This is a genomic window from Megasphaera stantonii (assembly GCF_003367905.1).
GTDB lineage: Bacteria > Bacillota > Negativicutes > Veillonellales > Megasphaeraceae > Megasphaera > Megasphaera stantonii.
The window spans coordinates 2,031,302-2,055,363 of the sequence record NZ_CP029462.1 but is presented as its reverse complement, the minus strand read 5'-3'; the positions used below and the strand labels follow the sequence as shown (position 1 = coordinate 2,055,363).

Below are 24,062 nucleotides of genomic sequence, written 5' to 3'. Positions count from 1 at the left end.
TTGTTCTCATTATACTAAAAAGAAGGCTCCGTGTACACGCCTTTGCTATGCGCTATTGATAAGACAATATGCTGATTTAGCCAGATATGCAGAAAACGGTATGCACCGACGTACTGCATACCGTTTTCGATTTCATCACATATTCATTTTTCACTTACGTTCCGGACTCACCTGCTGCGGCGATGCTTTTTCTGCCACCAGATAAACCCATATACGGCCGCTACGGCTACGAGAAGAATCAGCAGACGACCCCAATGCTCCTGTATGCGCAGCAAATCATGGCCCAGCCATACCTCTACGACGACGGCAGGAATTTTGCCGAGGGCATTGGCGATAAAGTGATCCCTGTACGAAATATGGCTCAAGGCGCTGAAGGCCGTGACGACCACATTAGGCGAATAGGGAATCGCCCGGCCGACCATAATCGTCCGGATACAGCTGTAGGAATCGAGCTTTTCCAGCATATTGCTCCGGCAAATGACCTTTTTAGCCTGATTGCGCAGCAGCGTCCTCGTCAGGCGAAAGCTGATTTCGATGCCGATGACTTCTCCGACCCAGGAAATCAAAATCCCCGGAACCAGACCAAATATGATGCCGTTGACCGTCAAAAAGGGGATAGAGGGAATACCGATGGCGTTGACGAAAGCAATCATAAACACGCTTACGCCGATAGCCGCGTAGCCAAACGACGCGATATAATCCGTCAGGCCATCCAGGTCGCCGCGTATCATCAGCCACCACATCGTGGAATAAAAGTCCGGCAGCATAACTTGGATAAGCCATAAAATGAGGACGACTCCTGCCACCCCGCCGATGCGGAGAGTCCATCCTAATGCTTTATCTGTCATACAAATATTATCCTCATATAAAAATTTAAATCAGCGTACCTTTTATTATATCATAATCTTCGTCATCTTGGCACGATGTAATCTTGACTTTTTCCACTTTTCCCATATTTTGACTCATCATGATAAAATCTTCCAACTTTTCCATCGCCAGTCCGCTGTCGATGAGCTGAGCCGCCCGCTTTACGCCGGCTTCCAAGGTCAAGGCGCTGCCGCCTACGTACAGCCCCGCGCCGGCGTTGAGGAGAACCGCCGTCCGGCAGGCTCCCTTTTCGCCCCGCAGGACGCGCCGGGCAATCGCCGCGTTTTCCTTCGGCGTCCCGCCGCGCAGTTCGTACCGTTCGCACGACGGCAAGGCAAATTGTTCCGGCCAAATTTCATAGGTGCGGAAATCCTGGCCGGAAAATTCGCAAATCAGCGTGCGGCCGGCGGCGGAAATTTCATCAGATCCGTCCCGTCCGTAGACGACCATGCCGTGTTCCACGCCCAATCGTGACAATACGCGGGCCATCGGCTCTACCAGGTCCGGCGTATTGACGCCCAAAATCTCGCGGCTGGCCCGGGCCGGATTGATGAGGGGCCGCAGCACGTCGAAAATCGTCTGAACGCCGAGCTGCTCCCGTACCTTGTCGATGCGCTTCATCATATAGTAGTAATACCGCGTGTAAAAATAACAAATCCCAATCTGCTTCAGCATTTCCAGACAGCTGGCCGGGCTAAGAAAAATATTGACTCCCAAGGCTTCCAGCATATCGGCCGAGCCGCTCCGGGACTTCTTCGCCCGGTTGCCGTGCTTGGCCACCCGGACGCCGCCGGCAGCGACGACGATAGCGGAAGTCGTCGATATGTTGAACGTCTTGGCCCGATCGCCGCCGGTGCCGACGATATCAAATAAATCGGGCCGGCATTCCACTCGCAGGCTGTGAGCCCGCATCGCTTCGGCAAAGGCCGTCAATTCCGCCTCCGACGCGCCCTTTGTCGCCAGCGCAGCCAGGACAGCGCCGACCTGTACGTCAGAAATCGTCCCGTTCATCATGCTGTCCATGACGTACATGCATTCCCGCGCTGTCAAAGGCTGCCGTTTCGTAATCTTCTTCAATACGTTCGTCAACATATCCGACACCCCCTGTATACAAACCTAAAGGAGTTCCTCTTCATATTATATATTATACCATATTATATCTATAATACATATAAAATAAGATAAAAGGCCGATATACTTTAAATATTTCTGACTTTTATACATCTTGTACCAATCTAACGTCGAATCATTATTATCTTTCCTGCGAACACAAATAGAGCTGCCGCATGAAAACTTTTTTTCTTCGCACGGCAGCCCTTGCAATATAATTGAGCAAATAACAGGAGCGTATATTTAAACGCATTCTGGTAAGTAATTTATATTAAATTTTACGGTTTTATCCCCTTTTATTTATACTTTTACCAGCCTTTCTCTCACAAGTTCTGCAAAAAACTCTGCCCCTGTTACCAAAATATCATCATTATAATCAAAACAAGAATTGTGAAGTGGAATCGCCTCTTCTCCATCTCTTTTGCTTCCCAAAAATACAAAGCAGCCCGGCACATTCTGTATAAAGTGCCCAAAATCCTCGGAGCCCATTGTCGGGGGACAATTTTCTATTACATGTTCTTCTCCGACTACAGCTTTAGCCGCCTTTACTACATATTGAACATTATCTTTCCAGTTGAATGTGGGTGCAAACTCATGGGTATAGGTAAATTCACACTCTAAACCATTCATTTCACAGATATGTTTACAAATAGCTTCCATGCGTTTTTCAATAAGCTGCGACATCTCCGGTGTAAAACTTCTTGTATCTCCGCGGATAATAACATTAGATGGTATAGCGTTATGCGCTCCGTCCGACTCTATTTCCGTACAAGATATAACAGCCGTCTCTGTAGGTGTTACATTTCTAGATACAATCGTCTGTAAAGCGCAGATAATTTCTGCGGCAGTTACCAATGGATCCTTTACGATTTCCGGAGCAGATGCGTGACCGCCTTTTCCTTTGAGCGTAATGATAAAATTATCCTCGCTAGCCTGGATGCCGCCTTCTCGCACGGCTATTGTCCCAGCCGGATATTGAGGCATGTTGTGGAGGCCATACATTTCGTCCATAGGAAATCTTTCAAAAAGGCCGTCTTCAATCATCGCTCTTGATCCCCGGCCAGGTTCTTCCGCCGGTTGGAATACAAAGCGCACGGTTCCGGAAAAATCTTTGCGCTCGGAAAGAATCTTAGCCGCCCCAAGAAGGGTAGCCGTATGGCCGTCATGGCCGCAAGCATGCATTCGATTCGGCGTCTGCGATGCATATGGAAGATTCGATGTCTCTTGCAGGCAGATGCAGTCCATATCGGCCCGCAGCCCAACAACACGTTCCCCGTTTCCTACTTTCAGCGTCCCTACTACCCCAGTTTTTCCTATCCCGGTTTCGACTTCAATTCCCATACTCCGCAACGTTTCAGCAACAAACGCCGCTGTACCAGCTTCTTCAAAGGCACATTCAGGATGCGCATGAAGATAATGTCTCCATTCAATTAACTGTACTTTTAATTCATTCACCTTAAAACGCCCCTTCTTATCTGCATCGTTCTTTAATATCAACTGCATAGTCCCATACGGGCTGTTTTCCCTTTGCAACCTGCATCGTATAGTCTTTTAATACGTACTGGACATATTTTCTCATTCTTAATAACGTGTATACGTTGAAAAATACCAAAAACGCTACGCTGAAATCAACGAGGTTCCAAAGAGTCGTTAACGGAAGAACAGCTCCTACCATTACCAAAATTAGGGCAAGCACCTGGTATCCTCTTACCACACCGTTAACGGAATCCCCTTTTCCTTTAAACAGATAACGGATGCCCACTTCCCCGTAAAACAAATCTGCAAGCAACGTAGTAAAACAGAACAAGAATGTAACTAATACGACGAAATAGCTTCCAAAGGCTCCAAGTATATCAGCAAATGCGAACTGTACCAGATTCACGCCGTCCTGCCCTGTGCCCAGTCCCCCTGTCAGAAGAATGGCAAACCCAGTACATGTACAGATTACAATCGTCGTCAAGAAGGTACCAAACATGGCGGAAAATCCTTTGTTCGCCGGATGCAGTACCTTGGCGGAGGCATGCATAAACGCGGCGGCGCCGTTACCTGCGTCGTTAGAGAACAGCCCTCTGGCAACGCCGTTTCTCACAGCTTCCTTAATAGTATATCCAACGGCCCCGCCGCCTGCTGCTTCCATTGAAAACGCCGATTGCAAAATAGTTTCAAACATCGCCGGTACTTCGGTAATATGTGTAACGACAATAATCACTGTAATTGCCAGATACCCTACCGCCATAAAGGTAACGATTAGCGAAGCGGCATCCGTAATTCTCTTTACCCCGCCTAATATAATGACAGCCGCCACAGCCGTCACGATAATGCCGGGAAGCCACGCAGGAATATCTGCTACCCCTATCACGGAAGCAGCGATGGAATTATTTTGGAGCATAGCAATGCAGATACCGATTGCAAACACCGTTGTAAGCGCGTAAGCTATTGCGAGTGGCCTGCACCCTAAGCCTTTGGTCATGTAGTAGGGCGCACCGCCGTAGAAGTTGCCGTTCTTATCTTTTTCATGGAACAGTTGCCCTAAGGTTGCTTCACTAAAGCTTAAAACCATGCCAAAGACTGCCGTAATCCACATCCAGAATAATGCTCCCGGGCCGCCGGCTACCAAAGCGCTGGCTACGCCGACAAGGCTCCCTGTTCCTACCTGGCCGCCGACTGCGCCGCAGAGGGCGGCAAAACCAGAAACAGATCCGTCGTCAGACCGCAACGTACTTTTCAGCGAAGCTGCAATATGCTTTGCGCACCGAATCTGCGGTACCTTTAACGTGATCGTATACAACAAACCTGTACCGAGCAGAATCACTGCCAGCACTCCGCCCCACATAAAATTGTTAAATGCAATTATAAACGACATGGCGCGTCCTCCTTTCTACACATTACGTTCTGTATTTTCGTTACGATACCATCCGTCCCATACAATATGCCGATAGTTTTCCTTATCGGTATCTCCTTCCGTGCTGAGGCACAGCACGACGGAATCCTGTCCCAGCCCCAATTCTTTCCGGAAGCTTTCGAGTTTTGGATCATTCATCAGATTATATACAAGTCCGGATGTAACCGCTCCGCTTTCTCCTGAAATAATTCTTTCATCTCCTGCTAAAGGATTCCCCAAAACTCTCATGCCGTCAGCGGCTACGTAGTCAGGGCAAGAGAAGAAATAATCTACACGATGCTTCAGTATTTCCCAACCCACCGTACAAACTTCGCCACAACAGAGGCCAGCCATAATAGAATCCAGATCTCCATCCACTTTATGGAGTGTTCCGTCGTTCGCATTGGCAGTTTTGAATAAACAATTTGCTTTATCCGGTTCTACAATGATAATTTTTGGGGCCTTTTCTCCATAATAATTGCTAAAAAATCCAGTTACTGCGCCCGCCATCGCACCTACGCCAGCTTGGAGAAAAATATGCGTCGGTATGTTGTCGCCCATCTGCTGAACAGCTTCCCAAGCCATCGTCATGTATCCCTGCATAATCCAAGTAGGAATTTTTTCATAGCCTTCCCACGCGGTATCCTGCACAAGTATCCACCCATTCTTTTGTGCCTGCTCGCTTACAAAACGTACTGTGTTATCATAATTTAAATCTGTAATCTCCGCTTCCGCTCCTTGCCTGCGTATGTTCTCCAATCGTTCTCTAGCAGAACCTTTCGGCATATATACAACTGCTTTCTGAGACAGATTTTTTGCAGCCCAAGCAACGCCTCTTCCATGATTTCCATCCGTCGCAGTTACAAACGTAAACGTACCTGCCGGCACCTTTGAAACATCTTCTAGCCCCATTCCCGTCTTTTCTGCCATTACTTTAGCCAAGGCATAACTCCCTCCCAGGCCTTTGAAAGCATTGAGACCAAAGCGCCTGCTTTCATCCTTGACATATAGTCCTGATATATTCAATACTTTGGATAGATTTTTCAAATGGTTAATTGTAAAATGAATTTGAACAGGTAATCAAAAAACAAAAATCCATAGTGAAGCTTCATGTTAAAATGGTTTTGCGAGAAATCATCAACAAAGGAGCAATCACTATGGATCACATCCATTCTAACACAATTGAGGACGTACGTACACCCGGCCGCCATCTTTCTTTGGAGGAACGTGGCATGATTCAGGCCCTGCATCGCCAGGGGCTTTCCCTTCGCAACATCGCTGCTGCAGTAGGATGTGCTCATACGACTGTTATCTATGAACTTCGGCGTGGAACGCCGGATCGGAAAAGCAAGCACGGTCGTGCCCCTCAGTATATGGCAAAGCGCGGTCAGAAGGCTTATGCAGAGAATCGCAAGAGCTCCAGGAAGCCTTGTAAAATCGATCATGACGACTGCGAGCTGTTTATCCAATGGATGGTGGAACGAGTCCGCCAGGAACGCTGGTCACTGGATGCCTGCGTTGGCTATGCTAGGCGAAATAAGCTATTTACTCCGGAACAGATTCCCTGTACCAAGACGCTCTACAACATGCTTTGGGCTAACAAACTTCCACTGTCACTCTTCGAGGTACCGCAGGTCTTGAAGCACAAACGCCGCCGCAAATGGGTGCGTAAGAACAAACGTATGAAGGGTCGCTCCATTGAGGAACGTCCTGCCGTCGTCGATGATGGTACCGAGATGGGCCACTGGGAAGTGGATACGGTCGTTGGTCGGCGCGCAGGTCGTGAAGAAGTAGTCTTCACCGCTGTTGAAAAGGTTACGCGCAACTACATCGCTATCCGAATTCCTGGACGTACCTGCGCCGGCGTTGAAGCTGCTCTTGCACAGTTGCAGGAGCGATATGGCGCAGAGTACTTCAGCCAGATCTTTAAGACGATGACGGCCGATAACGGTCCAGAGTTTGAGAACTTATCGCAGTTCGAGAACCTCGGTACCAAGATATACTTTACACATCCGTACAGCTCATGGGAGCGGGCTCAGAACGAACGCCACAATGGCCTGCTGAGGGATTTCATCCCAAAGGGCATGTCCATGGAGCGGTTCTCTGATGAGGATATCCTGAACATGGCAGATACGCTGAACCAGCGCCCACGGCGTGTTTTGGGCTACCATACGCCGTCAGAGCTATTTGATGCATTCCTCGATGAAGTTTATGCTAGTGAGTGTGTTTCCTGATTATGGTTGTTCAAATTCAACTTGCAATTTACCGTTCAAATTCAACTTGCAATTTACCAGATTTTTCAAATGCCTCAAAGGAGTAGCTTCATACCCGTGTAAACTCCTGTGAAAGGCAACTGCTTTTTCTGCTTCTTGTACCGAAAATAAGGCGTCGCATATTCCTGCCTTTTTATCGGAAGAAAAAGGGATCATTCGTACACTCATAGTAATATACCTCCTGTTATTCTGTAATATTTTTCCCTTTTGTTATGACATAAGTGTATCATATACATTCCAAATAATTCTATCAGATTTTAATTTGTTTTTATCACATTTTTATGTTTTTCACCTTGCTATTACTAAAATTATGCTATACTTTCAGTAACATGGATCATTTTTTAACCCAGAATGCAGGTGAAAAATAATGAATGAATCTTTACCAAAATCCAGCAGCGGAAATATCGACGGCGTAATTTTGATGAACAAGAAAGACCTAAAAGAACAACTGCAGTTCTTTTCTGATGAATTTCATATTTCCATGTATACGCAAACTTATATTCACACCAAAGGCGACCATATTCCTTTTCATTGGCACGACCAGCTTCAAATAACATGGGTATATGAAGGAACATTGGAATACTGCGTGAATGGAGACAGCTTCCATCTTTCTGACGACAAACTTTTATTAGTCAATAGCCAGCTTATGCACAGCTCAAAAACCATACGGCAGGATGCGAAAACCCTCTGCATCAATTTTAGCCTGGAGGTCTTTCATCCAATGATTTTAAAACATTACATTGTGCCCTTTCTAGAGAGTAAGGGATTTTCCTATATTCTGCTGCCGTTAAAACCTTACCAGTCAGATACCTTAAAGCGTTTCTTGGACTGGACAAAATCGCCTTCCAGCTATTTTTTGATTATGAATTTTCTTTCGCAAATCTTCGAAAATGTTCTCAGAGATCATAATCCCAAAGACTCTCCGCCAAACTACGAAGAAATAGAAATGTTTCATAACGCATTAAATTATATATATGAACATTACGCGGAGCCGTTGACATTACAGCAGATAGCGGCGCAAATTATGACAAATAATAGCCGGATTTCCCTGTTATTCAAAAAATACACTCATATGTCTCCAGTTAAATTTTTAAACAAATATCGCCTTTATATCGCAAAAGACATGATTCTCCATACGGATAAACCGATTTCCGAAATCAGCGAAACTGTAGGCTATAATCAGCTCAGCTATTTTATTCAAAAATTTCGGGAAAGCTATGGATTTTCTCCTTTAAAATATAGGAATAAATATGCCTTAAAACCAGATAGGGAAGAAAAATTTTAAAAATATGATAAAATTTATTTTAAGTTAAATTTTGAGTGGGTATTTTAATTTTATCCCTTAAATAGGAAGACTTCAATTTCTTTCTGAAGCTCTGATCGACCAGCCTTTCACACTGCTGCACCTATTGTTTGATATATAGCCATTCGTTGTCTTTCACATATGTGCAAATAATAGTCAACACTGGATATCTATCCATAGTTGGCTATTTTTTATATGCAGATTCCCCCCTAGTAAGTCGAAGTTGCAAATTTAACCGGAAGAGCCTACAAAAAACTCGGCAGGAAACCGCTGCTCCTGCCGAGTTTATACGCTATATCTATTTGTTAATATAATTTCCACAAGGTCTTATGAATTGCCGCCCACAGCGTTTTAAAAGACAAATATAATATCAACGTTGTACCAAACAGCAGTAGAAAGATTGCCAATGCTTGCGTCCATAAAGCCGGATGGTCTACGCTGTAGTGAAGGACGCCGTTGGCAAAGGCCATTGTAGGGAAGCTGCTAGCCCACCATCCCATGCGAAAGGGCGACGTCCGCATGACGTGCAGCACCTTAGCCGCTACAGGGAAAAAAATGAAAATGCCCGCATTAATGAACAAAGCAGTAAAATTATCGGGGCTAAAAGTCTGGGAATAGGTAATATACCCCATGCCAAAGGGTGCCATGAGTATCATAAGGCTCGGCTGGGCCGCATCAGACAATGTCTTGCCAAACACGCTGTGGGCAAATAAAAGAGCGATAACGGGAATTCCTGTCACTAAGCCTATAGCCACGCAGAATACAGAAATATCATGATAGCCCGGATTCTGCAGGATGTTGCCGGCAATGGGAATCGTAATCGGCCCCAGCACGGCCAAAAGCCACGCCGGCGTAACCGAATCGACACTCTGACGGTCATACAGCCAGTGTTTCAGCAAAATCCAGCTGAACACCATGATGATGAACAATCCGGCATACCAAAAAAAGCTGGCAAGTCCATGATGATACGGTGCCAGCACAGCCGCCAGCAATACAGTTGAAACGTTAAACGTGCCAAAAAAATTTACCCTCGTCGGGCTGTTCCATTCCGCCCGGACTGCCGCCGCATCGACGCGCAGTTTATGAAAATATCGGATGAAAATCAGCACGTAGAGCACCAAGGCGCAGGCGCCGAAAAATTCTCCGATCCAGGCCGGCGCGCCCCACAGCTGATGAGCCATGCGCCAACCGAAGCACATGCCGCAGTACCCCATTGACGCGGCAAAGGTAGAAATAGACATGAAGTGGACAAAGCCTATCTTGCGAATCCGTCCCCGCGCGTCGGGTTCAATGATTTCAATATGCTGTGCCATATCCGCCAGCCTCTCTCCTCTCTGTTATATGTTGAAAACCTATGTCCGACTGTTAATTGCGGACATAGGTTATATACGCTGCGCTTTTAACTGTGTCAGCACGGACTGCAGCCGTTCCTCGCTGTAAAATACTTCTTCCAGGCAAAGGCCTTGGGCAGGTGCCGTCGCGCCCAGCTTCGTCCGGTCCTTTCCTTCCAGGATGCGCCGGAACTCGTCAGGCGTCAGCCGGTGGAGGCCTAAATCGACGAGGCCGCCGGCGATGTTTCGCACCATGTGATACAAAAATCCGTCGCCTACGACGTGAATGCGCAGCAAATGCCCCTGCTCTTCCAGGTCAATGGCGTACATCGTCTTGACGGGATTCATAGGCGTCGTATTCTGTCCTTCAAAGGCCGAAAAATCATGGGTTCCCAGCAAGATCTCCGCGCCGGCCATCATCGCCTGCCGGTCCAGGGGCTTGCGGATAAACCAGGCGTACCGCAGCTGAAAGGGGTCGTGCATGCGGCGGTTTACGATAGAATAGCAGTAATGCTTTCCTTTATTGTCGTGACGCACGCTGAATGCATCGGGCATTTCCTCTGCCGACAGCACGGCAATTTCCCGGGGCAAATACCCTTTCATGGCATAGGGAATCTTCTCGGTCGGAATCGTCCCTTCGCCGTAGAAGTTGACGACCTGCCCGCGGGCATGGACGCCGGCGTCGGTACGGGCTGCGCCGTAAATCGTAATAGGCGACTGGAAAATCGCCGATAAGGCCTGCTCGACGCATAATTGTATGGACGCAGCGTTGGTCTGACGCTGAAATCCGTGAAAATCCGTGCCGTCGTAGGCAATAATCAGACGAATATTTTTTTTCATAGGAACCACCGCATCGCAGCCAGTATGAAGGTGACGACGAGGACGGCCGTCATCGCCACGGCATCGCGGTACGTATAGGCCAGCTCGTTCATCCGCGTCCGCCCTTCGCCGCCGCGATAGCAGCGCGCTTCCATCGCTGTCGCCAGATCTTCGGCGCGGCGAAAAGCGCTGACGAACAGCGGTACCAGCAAGGGTATCATGTTCTTCCCCCGCTGCCACAGGCTGCCGCTGGTAAAATTGGCGCCGCGGGCCGTCTGGGCTTTCATGATGCGGTCCGTTTCTTCCAGCAGCGTCGGAATGAAGCGCAGGGCAATGGTCATCATCATGGCCAGCTCATGGGCCGGCACGCCGACGCGTTTGAAAGGGTTCAGCAAATGCTCGATGCCGTCAGTCAGGACGATAGGCGACGTCGTATACGTAAGAAGGGAAGAAAAGACGATCAAGTAGACGAGGCGGGCCGTCATCAGGCAGCCCTGATACACGCCTTCCTGCGTAATATGAAGAATGCCGTACTGCCAGAGCACTTCCCCCGGCGTGGAAAAGACGTGGATGCTCATGGTAAAAATGATGATAATCCACAGCGGCTTCAGCGACTTGGCAATCAATTTAATCGGCAGGTGGGATATGGCGAAGTTCAATACGACAAAGGCCGTCACGACGCCGTACGACGCCAGGGAGTCGGCAAAAAAGATGGCGACGATAAAAATGAGGGTCCCCAGGATTTTAGCCCGCGGGTCCAGCTTATGCAGGAAGGACGTGCCGGGAAAATACTGGCCCAGCGTAATATCAGTGAGCATGGTTCATCCTCCTTATGCAGTCGTATACGGCGGCGACTCCTTCGTCGACGCTGTGAACCCTGTCGCTGATATCGAAGCCTTTGGACTGCAAATACTGCAGTACTTCCGTAACGGGCGGCACGGACACGCCGGCGTCATGAAGGGTCTGTTGCCGATGGGAAAAGATATCGAGAGGTTCGCCGTCGAGGACGATATTGCCGTGCGACAAGACGAGCAGCCGCGTTGCCATCTGGGAAATATCTTCCATATTATGAGATACTAAAATGACAGTAATATTTTTTTCCTTATGCCAGCGCTGTATTTCAGAAAAGATTTCCCGGCGGCCGACAGGGTCCAGCCCGGCGGACGGTTCGTCGAGAATGAGGTACTTCGGATGGATGGCGATAACGCCGGCAATGGCGACGCGCCGCATTTGTCCCCCGCTCAGCCGGAAGGGAGAGCGGTCGGCATAGGTGTCGTAATCGAGGCCGACGAATTCCATCGCTTCCCGTACCCGCTCTTCAATTTCGTCTTCGCTCAGGCCAAAATTCCGCGGTCCGAAGGCGATGTCCTTGGCAATCGTTTCTTCAAACAGCTGGTATTCCGGATACTGAAACACCATGCCTACTTTATGGCGGATCGCCATGACTTCCTTCGTCTTTTTCGAAATATCCGTACCGTCTACAGTCACGACGCCCTTTGTCGGATGAATCAGCCCGTTCAGCAGCTGGACGAAGGTCGACTTGCCCGACCCCGTATGGCCGATGATGCCGACGAACTCACCTTCGTGAATTTCTACGGACGTTTCGTGCAGCGCCGTCCGTTCAAAGGGCGAACCTACACCGTAGGTATAGGTCACCGTATCTAACTTAATCGACATAACGCTTCTCCTAGTTCTTCTTTGGTAATAATATCGCCGGGCAGGTCAATTCCTTTTTCCCGCAGACGCGCGGCGATTTCGGCCGCTACGGGAACGTCGAGACCCATGGCTTTCAGCTCGTCGACGTGGCTGAAAACGCTGCGCGGCGCGCCGTCCATTTTGACCTCGCCCTGATTGACGACGACGACCCGGTCGGCCTGCACCGCCTCTTCCATGAAGTGCGTAATAATAATGACCGTAATGCCTTCGGCGTTGAGCTGGCGGATCGTCTCCATGACTTCGCGCCGGCCGACGGGGTCCAGCATCGCCGTCGGTTCGTCCAGCACGATGCAGTGGGACTGCATCGCCAAAATACCGGCGATGGCTATGCGCTGCTTCTGTCCGCCGCTCAAAAGATGGGGGCCGTGTTTGGCGTAAATCGTCATATTGACCCGTTTCAGAGCGTCGCTGACGCGCTGCTTGATTTCCTCCGACGGCACGCCCAGATTTTCCGGGCCGAAGGCTACGTCCTCTTCTACGACGGCGGCGACGATCTGGTTATCCGGATTTTGGAAAACCATGCCTACCTCCTGCCGTATATCCCACACATTGTCGGGATCGTCTGTCCGCAGCCCGCATACTTCGCACGCGCCGCCCGTCGGCGTCAGCAGCACGTTGAAATGCTTTGCCAGCGTCGACTTGCCCGAGCCGTTCGTGCCGATGACAGCGACAAATTCCCCCGGTTCGATCGTCAAGGATATATCTTTTACGGCGTAGACCGTCTTGCCTTCTTCATCTTGATACGCATGGCTCATATGGTCCAGCTTTATCATAGGTATGCTCATGACCTATCTCCTCAATAAAAATATATTCCCGAATATTATACAGTGTTTCGCCATAATTGTAAAACTGCAACGCACGGCCAAAGGTAAACCTAACCGACCAGGCTGCCGATCTGATATACGGCGAAGGTAATAATCCAGGCGACAAAAATCTGAAAGGCTACGGAAAAGGCCGTCCATTTCCAGCTCTGCGACTCCGCATGTATCGTGGCAATCGTAGCCGCGCAGGGAACGTACAGCAGGGAAAACAGCATCATGCAGTAGCCGTTGAGAGCCGTAAACCCGCTCTGTCCCAGCGTCGCCGCCAAGGCGGCCAGGGCGGCCGTCGAGTTGATATTCAGGCCGTCAAACAAGACGGCAAAGCTCGATACGACGACTTCCTTCGCCGAAATGCCGGCGATGAGCGCCACCGTAATCTGCCAATATCCCAGCCCGATAGGAGCGAAAAAGGGCGTCAGGCCCCGGCCGATCAAAGCTCCGAAGCTGTTGGCCATATCGCCGTATCCGCTCGGGCCAAAGTTCAAAATAAACCACATGATAATCGACGCGGCGAAGATAATCGTGCCGGCACGGCTGAGGTAATCCTTTACCTTCTCCCATACGTAAATTGCCACGGTCCGGCTGCTGGGCCGCTTGTACTCAGGCAGCTCGATGAGCAGCGCGTTGTCCGACGTGTCTTTGCGTATCACATTGATCGCCAGCAGCGATACCAGAGCGACGACGATGCCGATGATGTACATGGAATAGGCCGCCAGCATGGCGTGATTCGGAAAAAACATGCCGGAAAATAAAATGTAAATCGGCAGTCTGGCGCTGCACGACATGAACGGCGTAACCAACATCGTCCGATAGCGGTCTTCCTTATTTTCTAGAGCCCGCGAAGCCATAATAGCCGGCACGCTGCAGCCAAAGCCCAGTATCATTGGAATGAACGCCCGTCCCGACAGCCCCATCTTGTTCATAATATCGTTCATAATATAAGCTACCCGGGACATGTAGCCGCTATCCTCCAAAAGGGCCAGGGCAAAGAACAAAATACAAATATTCGGCAAAAACGTCAAGATGCCGCCGACGCCGGCAATGATGCCGTCGCACACCAGGGAGACGACCATGTCGCCCGCCCCGGCCGCAGCCAAAATCCCCCCTGCACCCTGCGACAAGAAGTCGATCGCTTCTTCAAAGTACCCCTTCAGCATATCGCCAATGAAGAAGGTCAGGAAGAAGACGACAGCCATGATGCAGAGAAATACGGGGATACTGAGCCAGTTGCTCGTCAGTATCTTGTCGGCATAATCCGTCGCTGCCGCTCGGGCCGCCCGGTTGACGACGACTTCCTGTATGATTTCTTCTATAAAATTATATTTTTCGTTGATAATATCCGTTTCATAGCTGCGGTCTATGACATGGGCCGGATCGTCGACGGGAAAATTCTTCGTCACTTCCGGGTCCATTTCCAGCAGCTTCAAGGCATGCCAGCGGTGATTGTAAATATCAGGATACCGTTTGTGCAGCATGCTCCGCACCGCGTCGATCTTATCCTCCAGGGCGTCGCTGTACACCATGGCAAACTCGTCGTGATGGTTGTGGCGGTGCTTCGTTTCATCGGAATGATTGTGAATCAGCCGGTCCGGCCGCACGTGGCCGCGATGGTGGACCGCCGCGTGCAGCAGCACGCTCAGGCCCCGCCGCTTCAAGGCCGACACGGGAATGACCGGCACGCCCAGCATTTCCGGCAAGCGGTGCAGGTCGATTTCCATACCTCGCTTTTCCACGATATCCATCATGTTCAGGGCGACGACGACAGGCTTGCCCAATTCCAGAAGCTGCAGCGTCAAATACAGATTCCGCTCCAGCGCCGATGCGTCTACGACGTCGACGATGACGTCGACCTGGTCGCTTAAAATAAAATTACGGGAAACCTGCTCTTCCATCGTATACGACGTCAGGCTGTACGTCCCCGGCAGGTCGACCAGGTGGATGTGGACGCCGTGGGAATCGATGGCTCCTTCTACTTTTTCTACAGTAACGCCCGGCCAGTTTGCCACTTTCAAATTGGCTCCTGTATAGGCGTTAAACAACGTCGTCTTTCCGCAATTCGGATTGCCGATAAAGGCGACGGTCATTTCTGACGGTTTCTGTTTCATACTGCTCACGGTACGAAGCGGATCCGTTTGTCCTTCCATTTCCGCCTTCATACGCTTCAACTCCTTACTTCGATATGTGATGAAATCCCCTTGCCGAGGGCCAGGCGCGTACTGCGCATCTGGATGATCATCGTGCCGGCGTTTTTATTGTTGAGAACCGACACCTTCGTTCCTTTAATCATCCCCAGCGCCTGAAGGCGCCGTTCCATGTTCTGCGGCAAATGCAGGGCTTCCACGATATACGTATCTCCTACGATTCCATGATCCAAAGTCATTGTCTCATCCCCCTAACGAGCCCGTTCTGGTCCGTAAGCGTTGTCGCCAGACGTCCCCTTCACGGTAAAAAAGCCCAAATAGGATACGGCCATAATCGACTGAGCCGCCATCGCCGCCGTATCCATGCCGGCAATCGGCAGGATGTAGCTGGCGAGATAACAGGCAAAGGGTATGATAAACAAGGCTCCCTGCTTGTTCATGTCGTGACAGCGGCGCATCCCTAAGGACAGCTGCGACCAAATGACTGGAATCGAAAGCAGCACGAAAATGATGGCGAACACAGCGGCGTAATCCATGCGGTTGATCAGCACGGCTTCGGCGAAGCGGCTGTACAAAATAGCCGAAAACATGAGCTGGGCAAACATGAGGACCAGCGTCCTCATGATAAAGGAACGGCGCGGCAGGCGGCCTGTAAAGACGAAATACTTCGCCTTCAGCTCTGCCAGGCTGCGGAAACTCAGCGTACTGCTGTCGCTGCCCGGGCCGACAGGCATGGACAATCCGCGGTGAATGCGGGCCGCCGGACCGGAGCGCTTCTTCAATTGTATCTTTTTATGTTTTGCCATAGGTATTCCCTCCGATAAGACCTTTTTCCATTTTTTACTACGTACCAATGGTATCATATTCTTGGCCTCGACTCAATTCATTTTCTGCAAATTATGGTATAATACACTTGCACCGATACAATGAAAAAGGAGGAGCTTCATGAAAAAAGGAGTATACCATAAAGACAAATATACATTCAGCGGAATGCTGAGCGACGAAGCCTTGTGGACCTTCGAATTCTTCAGCAAATCGTTGGCCGATACCCTGTCTGATTACCTGGACGTCATGGAGGAAAACCATCTCTGCATTCCTGCCGACGACGCGGACGAGCTGTTCGACATGCTGGAAGATATCAGCGCCGACCTGCGGGACGACTATCATGCAGACTGCCTGCAATTAGGCCGGTTCAGAAAAAACATACTGGCCTTCTACGACCTGGCCTTTTCTCTTTGCAGCGACCTGGAAGACGATCTGTCCGACGCGCCCCTCGAAGCCGTCTATTACAGCCAAGTATTCGTCCAAGGCCTCAAGCACTTCCTGCCGGTCATGCTGCAAAGCCTGCTCATGGACCTGCCGGAAAGTCAAAAACTACAGCAATTTATAGAGCAAATACAACGAGACTTCTCCGGACTCGCTCCTTTGGACATCCACGGAAGCCGTTTAAATTAACCTGCCCAGGAGGAAACATCTATCATGACAACATATACCTTTACCGGCTTGACCGGTTCGGACGGTTTGCTGACCTTTAATTTTTTCTGTGAATCCCTTGTCGGCGCCCTTCATACGCTCCATCACGTCCTGGAAGACAACGGCGCGGAAATGCCGGAAAAAGCGGCGGGCCTTCCGAAAGCTCTGGCCGATATGGGCTCCCATCTTCTGGAGGACTACGGGAAAAACGAGCTCCATTTAGACCGCTTCAAGCAAGAGCTGCTCGATTTTTACGACCTAGCCTTCACCGTAAACGACGAGCTGGCGCCGATGATTTTAAAAGGCGACGACGGACTGCAGTATTATTATTACGTATACATGCAGGGCGTCAACCTCTTTTTCCCAAACATATTGGAAAGCATCCTCCGCGACCTGCCAGAAGAAACGGATCCGCAGCCCTTTATCGCCGATATTTCCCGCAGCTTCGCCGTTCTTTCATCGCCGCAGGCATAACTGCAAAAAAAGCGCCTTGCGGCGCTTTTTCTATTTCAAGATGAAGAAATACACGAACGATACGACGGCGACTAAAAACCGGTAGCAGGCAAAGGACGTAAGGGTCGACTTATTGAGAAATTTCAGGAACCACAATACGGAAATATACGCTACGATAAAGGCCGTCACAAAGCCTATGGCAATCATGACCAAATCGCCGCTGTCCAATACGGACCAGCTCTTCAGCAAATCGTAAAAGCAGGCGATGATCATGACCGGCACGGCAATGATAAAGGAAAAATCTGCTGCTGCCTTCCGGCTCAGCCCCAGAAATAAGCCGCCGGCAATGGTCGAGCCGGAGCGGGAAAAGCCGGGCCACAAGGCGAACATCTGAAAGGCGCCGACTAAAAATGCCTGCAAGATGGTCATCTTTTCCACATCGTCGCACAACACGCGTATCTTCGCCCGTTCGGCCAGCAGCATGAACACGCCGCCGATAACCAGGCCGATAATGACGGTGCCGACGGAAAAGAGATACGTTTTGATCACTCCATGGGCAAAGTAGCCGATGATCATGACCGGCACGATGCCCGCTCCCACGTGAGCCAGCGTCAGCCCCGTATCGTTGCGCCGCCAATTCTGCGGGTGCAGCATATCCCAGCAGCGGTACTGCCGCAGCATGCGGATAAACTTTTCTTTATAAATCACCAGAACCGACAAAATAGCGCCGAGCTGAATAAATACTTCAAATACGCTGGCCCTCGGCCCCGTAAATCCCAGCCAGTCGCCGACGAGAATCATGTGACCCGTCGAAGAAATAGGCAGGTATTCCGTTACCCCTTCGACGATCCCCAAGATGACGGCAATCATATAGTCACCCATCGTTATCTGCTCCTTTTATTGAAATCAAACAAACACTTTTGTCATTATACCATGCCGTACCAGAGAAAAAAAGAGCAAAATAAAACGCCGCAGAATCAACAGGCTCTGCGGCGTTTTACGCACGTACGGGGAAATCAGTCGAGGGACATTACATGTTTCGGATCTTCGATTGTAAATTTAGCATACTTGGGATCGCCGTTGTGTTCGAAATACAACGTGTTGCCTTCCAAGCTGCCGCGCCAGCTGACGATAATCGGGCATTCCTTGCTCAAGTCCTTCAGCATCTGAACCGGATTGAGGTTCAAAATCGGGGCGAACAGGAATTCTACGTTATCGATCATGACAACGCGGGCGTTGAGGCGGTGAATCGCCGTCGAAATGAGGGAAATAGCTTTTTCCGGACGGTCGGCCCGAGGAATTTCCAAGAATTCGTCGTCGAAGAGCTCGCGGGCTTCGCAAATCTTCCAGCCATCCTGGAACGTCAGTTCACGGATGAGCTTGCTCTTGCCGGAGCCGGGACCGCCGATAAGGATAAGCAGCTTTTCATCTTCCTGAGCAATGTACTTCCACCGTTTTAAAACATCTGCATCTGTAACCATGAAAATCACCTTCATCTGCTAGTATTAGTTATATTTATTATACTGGATGTCAGTCATATAAGTAAAGCATTTTTGCTATTTTATTTGTATATACTTGAAGAATCGTCCCGCGCCGCCGTCAGGACTGTAGGCCGTAACGGGCCATAGGGTCCTGCAGATTCTGAATAGGCGCGCTGATCAGCAGCACATCTTCCACATACCGGCTGGCGTGGTTGACGACGAAGACCAGGGAAACGCCCTTCTGGAAGGGGCTGTCGTAGTAATAGGCGTCGACGGATTTCTCCGCTTCCGGCCCAACTTCGACCCGGTCGGGCCGTCCGTACAGTGACAATACCGTTGAAACATGGTAGCCCAGCGTCGCGCCGCGGCTCGTATAGGCGTTGTTGGTCAGCAGAAAGACCTTCTGCACCATGTTCCGGCGGTCTACTTCGACACCGTAATCGCCATAGAGCCAGAAATTGTTGCTGTCCCGTTTGACCAGGTTATTCCACATGTTGTATTTATTAGCCTGGAAGGGCTGGTTCAAGCTGAATCCCATGAGCGTAAAATCCCGTTCCGACCATTTATTCTGCGCCGGCAGGGCTTCACCGCGGCTGTAGGGCGGACGCGGCGGCATGAGGGCCACCCGCTCGATTTTCCGATTGGCGACGGCAAAAATCATGGCGCTGTCCCTGGCGGGATTTTCATACACAAAGTAATAAATATTGGCGTCGGCATCGCGCAAGACGTTGGAGGGAATCCCCATCTGGCGGACCAGTACCTCCGCAGGCATTTTCAGGCGCAGGCCCCTGCCGAAGACGGCGTCTTTCCCGCTGGTCAGGAACACTGATTCGACGCCGATACGGACGCCTTCCCGTTCTTCTCCCGTTTCTTTCAGAATATCGGCCGTGTCGTTGCGGCTGCGAACCCGCATGGCAATATCCTTGCCGTCATACTGCATCGTCGTATAATGGGCGCTGCGGGCATACTTCGTCGGGCTGCCGTACAGGCTTCGGACCTTGCGCAAGCTGTCGCCGCAGTGTATGCCGCCGACGTGAAAATCGCCGGCATGCAGGACGCTGGGAACGGCAATATCCATAGCCCCGATTTCCTCTTTGGTCAATACCTTGCCGTTGGAAATCGGTTTCTTCTTGTCTTTTTTATCAGCCTCTTCACCTTCCCCTGCCGCCGCAACTTGTGCCGCAGCGCCGGTATGGCTCTGGACTGCCGGAAGGGCAGGTTCAGACTGGGCGGGACTGCCGTCGGCAGAAACGGCCCCGACGGGCAGACAGGACGCGCACAACAGGCAAAAAACAGCGAGTATCAAGTTCTTTTTTCCGTTCATCGTCTTCCTCCTCATGGGGCTTTTGCAAAAAACACCCTTCGACACGATGGTTCAAAGGGTGTTTCCTAATTATTTCTGTTCCGGACGGCTAAGCGGGAACAACAGTACGTCGCGAATGGACGCGCTGTTGGTAAGGAACATGACCAAGCGGTCGATACCGATACCCAGGCCTCCTGTCGGCGGCAAACCGTATTCCAGAGCGCGGCAGTAGTCTTCATCCATCTGATGAGCTTCGTCGTCGCCCCGTTCGCGTTCCTTCATCTGTTCGACAAAACGGTTGCGCTGGTCGATAGGATCGTTCAATTCGCCGAAGCCGTTGGCCAGCTCGCGGCCGTAAATAAAGCCTTCAAAACGATAGGTCAGCAAGGGATTATCCGGGTCCTGCTTGCTCAGCGGCGAAATTTCCAGCGGGTGGTTCGTAATGATCGTCGGCTGAATCAGGTTTTCTTCTACGTAATCCTCAAAGCAGCCGTTGATAATCTTGCCGATGCCGTCGTATTCGCCGTATTCGACATGCAGCTTGTCGGCAATAGCCCGCGCTTCTTCTACGGTCTTGACGTCCGTGAAATCTTCGCCGGTATATTTTTTGACGGCTTCAATCATGGTCATTCTGTCCCAAGGCGGCGTCAGGTCAATTTCCTTGTCGATATAGGTAATCTTCATCGTGCCGTACAGCTTCATGGCCAGCTGAGATACCATTTCTTCCGTAATCTTGATGACGTCTTCCAAATCGCCGTAGGCCTGGTACAATTCTACCGTCGTAAATTCCGGGTTGTGACGCGTGTCGATGCCTTCGTTGCGGAAGCAGCGGTTCATTTCATACACCCGTTCCAAACCGCCGACGAGCAGGCGCTTTAAGTGCAGTTCCGGCGCAATGCGCAGGTAAATATCCATATCGAGGGCGTTGTGATGGGTCTTGAAGGGACGGGCAGCCGCACCGCCAGCAATCGTGTGCAGCATCGGCGTTTCTACTTCCAAAAAGCCCCGTTCGTCCAAATACTGACGAATGCCCTTGATAATCTGGGAACGTTTAATAAACGTGTCTTTTACTTCCGGGTTGACGATCAGGTCCAAATACCGCTGGCGATAGCGCGTTTCCTTATCCGTCAGGCCGTGGAATTTTTCCGGCAGCGGACGGAGAGACTTGGACAACAGCGTCCATTTTTCAACGCGAACCGTCGTTTCGCCCGTATGGGTCGTGAAAACAGCCCCTTCGACGCCGACGATATCGCCGATGTCCAGCAGTTTGAACAAGGTATACGATTCTTCACCCAAAATATCCTTGCGGAAATACAGCTGGATTTCGCCGCTGATATCGCGAAGGACGCAGAAGGCCGTCTTGCCGTGACGGCGGATCGCCATGAGGCGGCCGGCAATGCGGACGACCGTTTCGTCTTTTTCCAGGGCTTCTGCCTGGTCCTTCAATTCCTGGGCATGGTGATCCCAGTCGAATTTTTGACCGAAGGGATAGACGCCGGCATCGATAAAGCTCTGCATCTTTTCGCGGCGCACCTTCATTTGGTCGTTTAATTTTTCTTCTTCTATGACAAGATTTTCTTTCTGCATTTCATCGGACATGACAATTCCTCCTATAGGCTTTTTTATTCCGCCGTAAACGGCAAAATCCGGTATTTCAATTCGCCTGCCGGCGCTTTGACCGTGACGACGACGGGATTCGCTTCGTTGATCGGCTGTCCCAAAATCGCCTTGCCTACGGGAGATTCATTGGAAATTCTATTGTTGAACGGATCGGCTTCCGCCGTGCCGACGACGGTATATTCAAAACGGTCGCCCGTTTCTACGTCTTCCAGAATCACTTTAGAGCCCAGGCGCACCTTCGCGCTGCTGTCGTCAGATTCCTGAATGATTTTTGCTGTACGGATTTTATTTTCCAATTCGGAAATGCGGCCTTCGACAAAAGCCTGTTCATTTTTAGCGTCATCATATTCAGAGTTTTCGCTCAAGTCGCCCAAAGCGATCGCTTCCTGAATACGTTTGGAAACTTTAATGCGGCGAACTGATTTCAGCTCGTTTAATTCTTCCTTTAATTGTTCCAGACCTTCTTGCGTAATCAGCGTTTCATTTGTCATATTAGTACTCCTTTTCCCTATGACGGCAAATAGAAATAGTGTCAAGACACCTTGGCACTATTTCCACCTTTCTATTTTACGATAACTTTAATTATATGCGTATCTGTTATGTATGTCAACCAAAAAGCAAGCAGCCCCCTCCCCCGGTGCTACTCCATCGCAGCCGCATCTTCCATCATCGTATGGATGCAGTCCCTGAAGGCCTGAGCCGTGGCGGCCCGATTGATGCGTTCGCGCAGGGCCGCCGAGCCGTACATGCCCTTCGTGTACCACGAGGCGTGGGCCCGCATTTCCCGCACGCCGATATATTCGCCCTTGTAGGCCAGCAGGGCTTCAAAGTGCTCCAGAATTTGCTCGTACCGTTCCATCGGCGACGGCGGCGGCAGGATTTCACCCGTATCCATATAGCGGTATATCTGCGGGAAAATCCACGGATTCCCCTGGGCGCCCCGGCCGACCATGACGGCGGCGCAGCCCGTCGCCTCAAACATGTGCACCGCCGACGGGCCGTCTACGATGTCGCCGTTACCGATGACCGGGATAGAGACGGCTTCTACGACCTGCCGTATCTTGTCCAAATCGGCGCGGCCGCTGTAAAACTGCTCCCGCGTCCGGCCGTGGACGGTAATGGCCGCCGCGCCGGCAGCTTCCGCCCGCTGAGCCAATTCGACGGCTGTAAAGGAATCGTCGTCCCATCCGGTACGCATTTTTACGGTGACGGGAATCGACACGGCCTTTACGACAGCGGCGATGACCTGTTCCGCCTTGGGCAAATCCTTCATCAGGGCAGAACCTTCGCCGTTTTTGACGATCTTTTTGACGGGACAGCCCATGTTGATATCGACAATATCTGCGCCAGCCTGTTCAACGGCTACCGCCGCCTGGGCCATGACGACGGGATCGGCTCCGAATATCTGCATCGACAGGGGATGCTCCCGCTCGTCGATATACAGCAGTTCTTCTGTATGCTTGTTTTTATAGCGTATCCCCTGAGAGCTGACCATTTCCGTGCAGACCAAAGCCGCGCCATAGCGGCGGGCAATGACGCGGTACGGCAAATCGCATACGCCGGCCATAGGCGCCAGGATGACCGGCCATTCGAGCCGGACCGGGCCGATGGCAAAGGGCTTAGCAATTTCGTTCATAAATAATTCTCAGTCCTTCCAACGTCAGCATCGGTTCTACGACGTCGATGGCCTTCGTTTCCGGCGCAAGGACGACGGCAAAGCCGCCTGTCGCGACGACCTTGGCGTTGCCGCCCAATTCCCTGCGCATGTGATTGACAATGCCTTCGATCTGGCCGATGTAGCCGTAGTACACGCCGGCCTGCATGCTTTCCACCGTATTGCGGCAAATGACTTTTTCCGTCCGGCGGATTTCAATACGCGGCAGCTTGGCCGTGCGCTGCACCAGGGCGTCCGTCGAAATACCGATGCCCGGGCAGATAGAGCCGCCGAGGTAGTTGCCCTTCTTATCGACGGCGCAGAAGGTCGTAGCCGTACCGAAGTCGATGATGATGACCGGGCCGCCGTATTTCGCGTAAGCCGCCACGGCATTGACGATGCGGTCGGCGCCTACCTCGCGGGGATTGTCGTATTTAATATCCATGCCCGTCTTCACGCCCGGCCCGATGATGAGCGGCACCAAGCCGAAGTAGCGCTGGCACATGCGTTCCAGCGTCGGCATCACCGGCGGCACGACAGACGAAATGATGATCGAATCGATATCTTCCGAATTCACGTCGTTCAAGTAAAAGAGGTCGCGAATCAGCACGCCGTATTCGTCCGTCGTGCGCAGCTTGTTCGTCGAAATGCGCCAATGGTCCAGCAGTTCCTTTCCCTTGAATACACCGAGAACAATATTTGTATTTCCTACATCAATGACTAATAACATACGCTGTACTCTCCCTGCCCTAAATGAAATAATATACGGTTACTATAATAACAAAGTTTTTCTTCCTTGGATAGGTCTTGCCGTCT

The 24,062-nt window shown here is 50.7% G+C and carries 25 protein-coding genes; 4 read left to right on the top strand and 21 right to left on the bottom strand.

From position 1 onward, the window contains the following. Positions 1–167 precede the first annotated feature (167 nt). The 5 genes from DKB62_RS09600 to DKB62_RS09580 all read right to left on the bottom strand — a co-directional run bounded on the left by DKB62_RS09600 (position 168) and on the right by DKB62_RS09580 (position 5,905). A complete protein-coding gene (locus DKB62_RS09600) occupies positions 168–848 on the bottom strand; it encodes a TVP38/TMEM64 family protein (protein WP_095629191.1) in 681 nt (226 codons plus the stop codon). Between the two features lie 25 nt (positions 849–873). Beyond that, complete coding sequence (gene trpD, locus DKB62_RS09595; protein ID WP_107196191.1) at positions 874–1,959, bottom strand: anthranilate phosphoribosyltransferase; 1,086 nt, start codon at positions 1,957–1,959, stop codon at positions 874–876. A 318-nt stretch (positions 1,960–2,277) separates the two neighbouring features. Further along, positions 2,278–3,480, bottom strand: coding sequence for a M20 aminoacylase family protein (locus DKB62_RS09590; protein WP_107196192.1), 1,203 nt, complete (start codon positions 3,478–3,480; stop codon positions 2,278–2,280). Then, positions 3,449–4,840 carry an alanine/glycine:cation symporter family protein gene (locus tag DKB62_RS09585; RefSeq protein ID WP_107196193.1) on the bottom strand — a complete coding sequence of 464 codons (1,392 nt, stop codon included), beginning with the start codon at positions 4,838–4,840 and terminating at the stop codon, positions 3,449–3,451. Before DKB62_RS09585 ends, DKB62_RS09590 begins: the two co-directional genes overlap by 32 nt. A 15-nt stretch (positions 4,841–4,855) precedes the next feature. Continuing rightward, the gene (locus DKB62_RS09580; RefSeq protein WP_269148070.1) at positions 4,856–5,905 is read right to left on the bottom strand and encodes a diaminopropionate ammonia-lyase; all 1,050 of its coding nucleotides are present in this window, start codon (positions 5,903–5,905) and stop codon (positions 4,856–4,858) included. 110 nt (positions 5,906–6,015) lie between these two features. On the opposite strand from DKB62_RS09580, the gene DKB62_RS09575 reads away from it, so the two are divergent. Beyond that, positions 6,016–7,092: an IS30 family transposase gene (locus DKB62_RS09575; protein ID WP_115759900.1), complete on the top strand. Its 1,077-nt coding sequence runs from the start codon at positions 6,016–6,018 to the stop codon at positions 7,090–7,092. Here DKB62_RS09575 and DKB62_RS09570 read toward each other — a convergent pair whose 3' ends face one another. Further along, positions 7,093–7,299, bottom strand: a complete 207-nt coding sequence (locus DKB62_RS09570) for a hypothetical protein (protein WP_107196552.1) — start codon at positions 7,297–7,299, stop codon at positions 7,093–7,095. It abuts the gene before it with no gap. Positions 7,300–7,498: 199 nt separating this feature from the next. Here DKB62_RS09570 and DKB62_RS09565 point away from each other — a divergent pair, with 199 nt between their 5' ends. Next, the gene (locus DKB62_RS09565; protein ID WP_107196551.1) at positions 7,499–8,416 is read left to right on the top strand and encodes an AraC family transcriptional regulator; all 918 of its coding nucleotides are present in this window, start codon (positions 7,499–7,501) and stop codon (positions 8,414–8,416) included. A 323-nt stretch (positions 8,417–8,739) separates the two neighbouring features. Here DKB62_RS09565 and DKB62_RS09560 read toward each other — a convergent pair whose 3' ends face one another. The 8 genes from DKB62_RS09560 to DKB62_RS09525 form a co-directional block, all read right to left on the bottom strand. Continuing rightward, positions 8,740–9,747, bottom strand: a complete 1,008-nt coding sequence (locus tag DKB62_RS09560) for an SLAC1 family transporter (protein ID WP_107196550.1) — start codon at positions 9,745–9,747, stop codon at positions 8,740–8,742. A gap of 69 nt (positions 9,748–9,816) precedes the next feature. Beyond that, on the bottom strand, positions 9,817–10,605 hold the full coding sequence (gene truA / locus DKB62_RS09555) for a tRNA pseudouridine(38-40) synthase TruA (protein WP_107196549.1): 789 nt from the start codon (positions 10,603–10,605) through the stop codon (positions 9,817–9,819). Further along, entirely contained in the window at positions 10,602–11,402 is an 801-nt protein-coding gene (locus DKB62_RS09550) for an energy-coupling factor transporter transmembrane component T family protein (RefSeq protein WP_107196548.1), read from the bottom strand. The genes truA and DKB62_RS09550 overlap by 4 nt, the downstream gene beginning before the upstream one ends. Beyond that, a complete protein-coding gene (locus tag DKB62_RS09545; RefSeq protein WP_107196547.1) occupies positions 11,392–12,261 on the bottom strand; it encodes an energy-coupling factor transporter ATPase in 870 nt (289 codons plus the stop codon). Before DKB62_RS09545 ends, DKB62_RS09550 begins: the two co-directional genes overlap by 11 nt. Next, complete coding sequence (locus DKB62_RS09540) at positions 12,246–13,085, bottom strand: energy-coupling factor transporter ATPase (protein WP_107196546.1); 840 nt, start codon at positions 13,083–13,085, stop codon at positions 12,246–12,248. The genes DKB62_RS09545 and DKB62_RS09540 overlap by 16 nt, the downstream gene beginning before the upstream one ends. Before the next feature lie 89 nt (positions 13,086–13,174). After that, a complete protein-coding gene (gene feoB / locus DKB62_RS09535; protein ID WP_107196545.1) occupies positions 13,175–15,277 on the bottom strand; it encodes a ferrous iron transport protein B in 2,103 nt (700 codons plus the stop codon). A gap of 5 nt (positions 15,278–15,282) precedes the next feature. After that, a complete protein-coding gene (locus DKB62_RS09530; protein ID WP_107196544.1) occupies positions 15,283–15,501 on the bottom strand; it encodes a FeoA family protein in 219 nt (72 codons plus the stop codon). Between the two features lie 12 nt (positions 15,502–15,513). Then, positions 15,514–16,068, bottom strand: coding sequence for a DUF805 domain-containing protein (locus DKB62_RS09525; RefSeq protein WP_107196543.1), 555 nt, complete (start codon positions 16,066–16,068; stop codon positions 15,514–15,516). 139 nt (positions 16,069–16,207) lie between these two features. Between DKB62_RS09525 and DKB62_RS09520 the strand changes: the two genes are divergently transcribed. Further along, positions 16,208–16,717: a hypothetical protein gene (locus tag DKB62_RS09520; RefSeq protein ID WP_107196542.1), complete on the top strand. Its 510-nt coding sequence runs from the start codon at positions 16,208–16,210 to the stop codon at positions 16,715–16,717. A 24-nt stretch (positions 16,718–16,741) separates the two neighbouring features. Continuing rightward, positions 16,742–17,209, top strand: a complete 468-nt coding sequence (locus tag DKB62_RS09515) for a hypothetical protein (protein WP_107196541.1) — start codon at positions 16,742–16,744, stop codon at positions 17,207–17,209. A gap of 30 nt (positions 17,210–17,239) precedes the next feature. Here DKB62_RS09515 and DKB62_RS09510 read toward each other — a convergent pair whose 3' ends face one another. The 7 genes from DKB62_RS09510 to DKB62_RS09480 all read right to left on the bottom strand — a co-directional run bounded on the left by DKB62_RS09510 (position 17,240) and on the right by DKB62_RS09480 (position 23,976). Continuing rightward, the gene (locus tag DKB62_RS09510; protein ID WP_107196540.1) at positions 17,240–18,070 is read right to left on the bottom strand and encodes an undecaprenyl-diphosphate phosphatase; all 831 of its coding nucleotides are present in this window, start codon (positions 18,068–18,070) and stop codon (positions 17,240–17,242) included. Between the two features lie 134 nt (positions 18,071–18,204). After that, positions 18,205–18,669, bottom strand: coding sequence for a BREX-3 system P-loop-containing protein BrxF (gene brxF, locus DKB62_RS09505; RefSeq protein ID WP_087476805.1), 465 nt, complete (start codon positions 18,667–18,669; stop codon positions 18,205–18,207). A 118-nt stretch (positions 18,670–18,787) separates the two neighbouring features. Next, positions 18,788–19,993, bottom strand: coding sequence for a hypothetical protein (locus DKB62_RS09500; protein ID WP_107196539.1), 1,206 nt, complete (start codon positions 19,991–19,993; stop codon positions 18,788–18,790). Positions 19,994–20,062: 69 nt separating this feature from the next. Further along, complete coding sequence (gene lysS, locus DKB62_RS09495) at positions 20,063–21,571, bottom strand: lysine--tRNA ligase (protein WP_095629183.1); 1,509 nt, start codon at positions 21,569–21,571, stop codon at positions 20,063–20,065. Positions 21,572–21,594: 23 nt separating this feature from the next. Next, complete coding sequence (gene greA, locus DKB62_RS09490; RefSeq protein WP_087476802.1) at positions 21,595–22,083, bottom strand: transcription elongation factor GreA; 489 nt, start codon at positions 22,081–22,083, stop codon at positions 21,595–21,597. Positions 22,084–22,232: 149 nt separating this feature from the next. Next, complete coding sequence (gene dusB, locus DKB62_RS09485; RefSeq protein WP_107196538.1) at positions 22,233–23,228, bottom strand: tRNA dihydrouridine synthase DusB; 996 nt, start codon at positions 23,226–23,228, stop codon at positions 22,233–22,235. Continuing rightward, complete coding sequence (locus DKB62_RS09480) at positions 23,212–23,976, bottom strand: type III pantothenate kinase (RefSeq protein WP_087476798.1); 765 nt, start codon at positions 23,974–23,976, stop codon at positions 23,212–23,214. Before DKB62_RS09480 ends, dusB begins: the two co-directional genes overlap by 17 nt. Positions 23,977–24,062 lie beyond the last annotated feature (86 nt).

Bases quoted from the DNA above. Each gene is read 5' to 3' on its own strand.
- DKB62_RS09590 (WP_107196192.1), bottom strand. From the start codon at position 3,480: ATGCAGTTGATATTAAAGAACGATGCAGATAAGAAGGGGCGTTTTAAG.
- DKB62_RS09515 (WP_107196541.1), top strand. From the start codon at position 16,742: ATGACAACATATACCTTTACCGGCTTGACCGGTTCGGACGGTTTGCTG.
- DKB62_RS09540 (WP_107196546.1), bottom strand. From the start codon at position 13,085: ATGAGCATACCTATGATAAAGCTGGACCATATGAGCCATGCGTATCAA.
- DKB62_RS09510 (WP_107196540.1), bottom strand. From the start codon at position 18,070: ATGGGTGACTATATGATTGCCGTCATCTTGGGGATCGTCGAAGGGGTA.
- DKB62_RS09520 (WP_107196542.1), top strand. From the start codon at position 16,208: ATGAAAAAAGGAGTATACCATAAAGACAAATATACATTCAGCGGAATG.
- DKB62_RS09545 (WP_107196547.1), bottom strand. From the start codon at position 12,261: ATGTCGATTAAGTTAGATACGGTGACCTATACCTACGGTGTAGGTTCG.
- DKB62_RS09560 (WP_107196550.1), bottom strand. From the start codon at position 9,747: ATGGCACAGCATATTGAAATCATTGAACCCGACGCGCGGGGACGGATT.
- feoB (WP_107196545.1), bottom strand. From the start codon at position 15,277: ATGAAGGCGGAAATGGAAGGACAAACGGATCCGCTTCGTACCGTGAGC.
- dusB (WP_107196538.1), bottom strand. From the start codon at position 23,228: ATGAACGAAATTGCTAAGCCCTTTGCCATCGGCCCGGTCCGGCTCGAA.
- DKB62_RS09530 (WP_107196544.1), bottom strand. From the start codon at position 15,501: ATGACTTTGGATCATGGAATCGTAGGAGATACGTATATCGTGGAAGCC.
- trpD (WP_107196191.1), bottom strand. From the start codon at position 1,959: ATGTTGACGAACGTATTGAAGAAGATTACGAAACGGCAGCCTTTGACA.
- truA (WP_107196549.1), bottom strand. From the start codon at position 10,605: ATGAAAAAAAATATTCGTCTGATTATTGCCTACGACGGCACGGATTTT.
- DKB62_RS09585 (WP_107196193.1), bottom strand. From the start codon at position 4,840: ATGTCGTTTATAATTGCATTTAACAATTTTATGTGGGGCGGAGTGCTG.
- DKB62_RS09525 (WP_107196543.1), bottom strand. From the start codon at position 16,068: ATGGCAAAACATAAAAAGATACAATTGAAGAAGCGCTCCGGTCCGGCG.
- DKB62_RS09570 (WP_107196552.1), bottom strand. From the start codon at position 7,299: ATGAGTGTACGAATGATCCCTTTTTCTTCCGATAAAAAGGCAGGAATA.
- brxF (WP_087476805.1), bottom strand. From the start codon at position 18,669: ATGGTTACAGATGCAGATGTTTTAAAACGGTGGAAGTACATTGCTCAG.
- DKB62_RS09550 (WP_107196548.1), bottom strand. From the start codon at position 11,402: ATGCTCACTGATATTACGCTGGGCCAGTATTTTCCCGGCACGTCCTTC.
- DKB62_RS09575 (WP_115759900.1), top strand. From the start codon at position 6,016: ATGGATCACATCCATTCTAACACAATTGAGGACGTACGTACACCCGGC.
- greA (WP_087476802.1), bottom strand. From the start codon at position 22,083: ATGACAAATGAAACGCTGATTACGCAAGAAGGTCTGGAACAATTAAAG.
- DKB62_RS09480 (WP_087476798.1), bottom strand. From the start codon at position 23,976: ATGTTATTAGTCATTGATGTAGGAAATACAAATATTGTTCTCGGTGTA.
- lysS (WP_095629183.1), bottom strand. From the start codon at position 21,571: ATGTCCGATGAAATGCAGAAAGAAAATCTTGTCATAGAAGAAGAAAAA.
- DKB62_RS09565 (WP_107196551.1), top strand. From the start codon at position 7,499: ATGAATGAATCTTTACCAAAATCCAGCAGCGGAAATATCGACGGCGTA.
- DKB62_RS09500 (WP_107196539.1), bottom strand. From the start codon at position 19,993: ATGAACGGAAAAAAGAACTTGATACTCGCTGTTTTTTGCCTGTTGTGC.
- DKB62_RS09600 (WP_095629191.1), bottom strand. From the start codon at position 848: ATGACAGATAAAGCATTAGGATGGACTCTCCGCATCGGCGGGGTGGCA.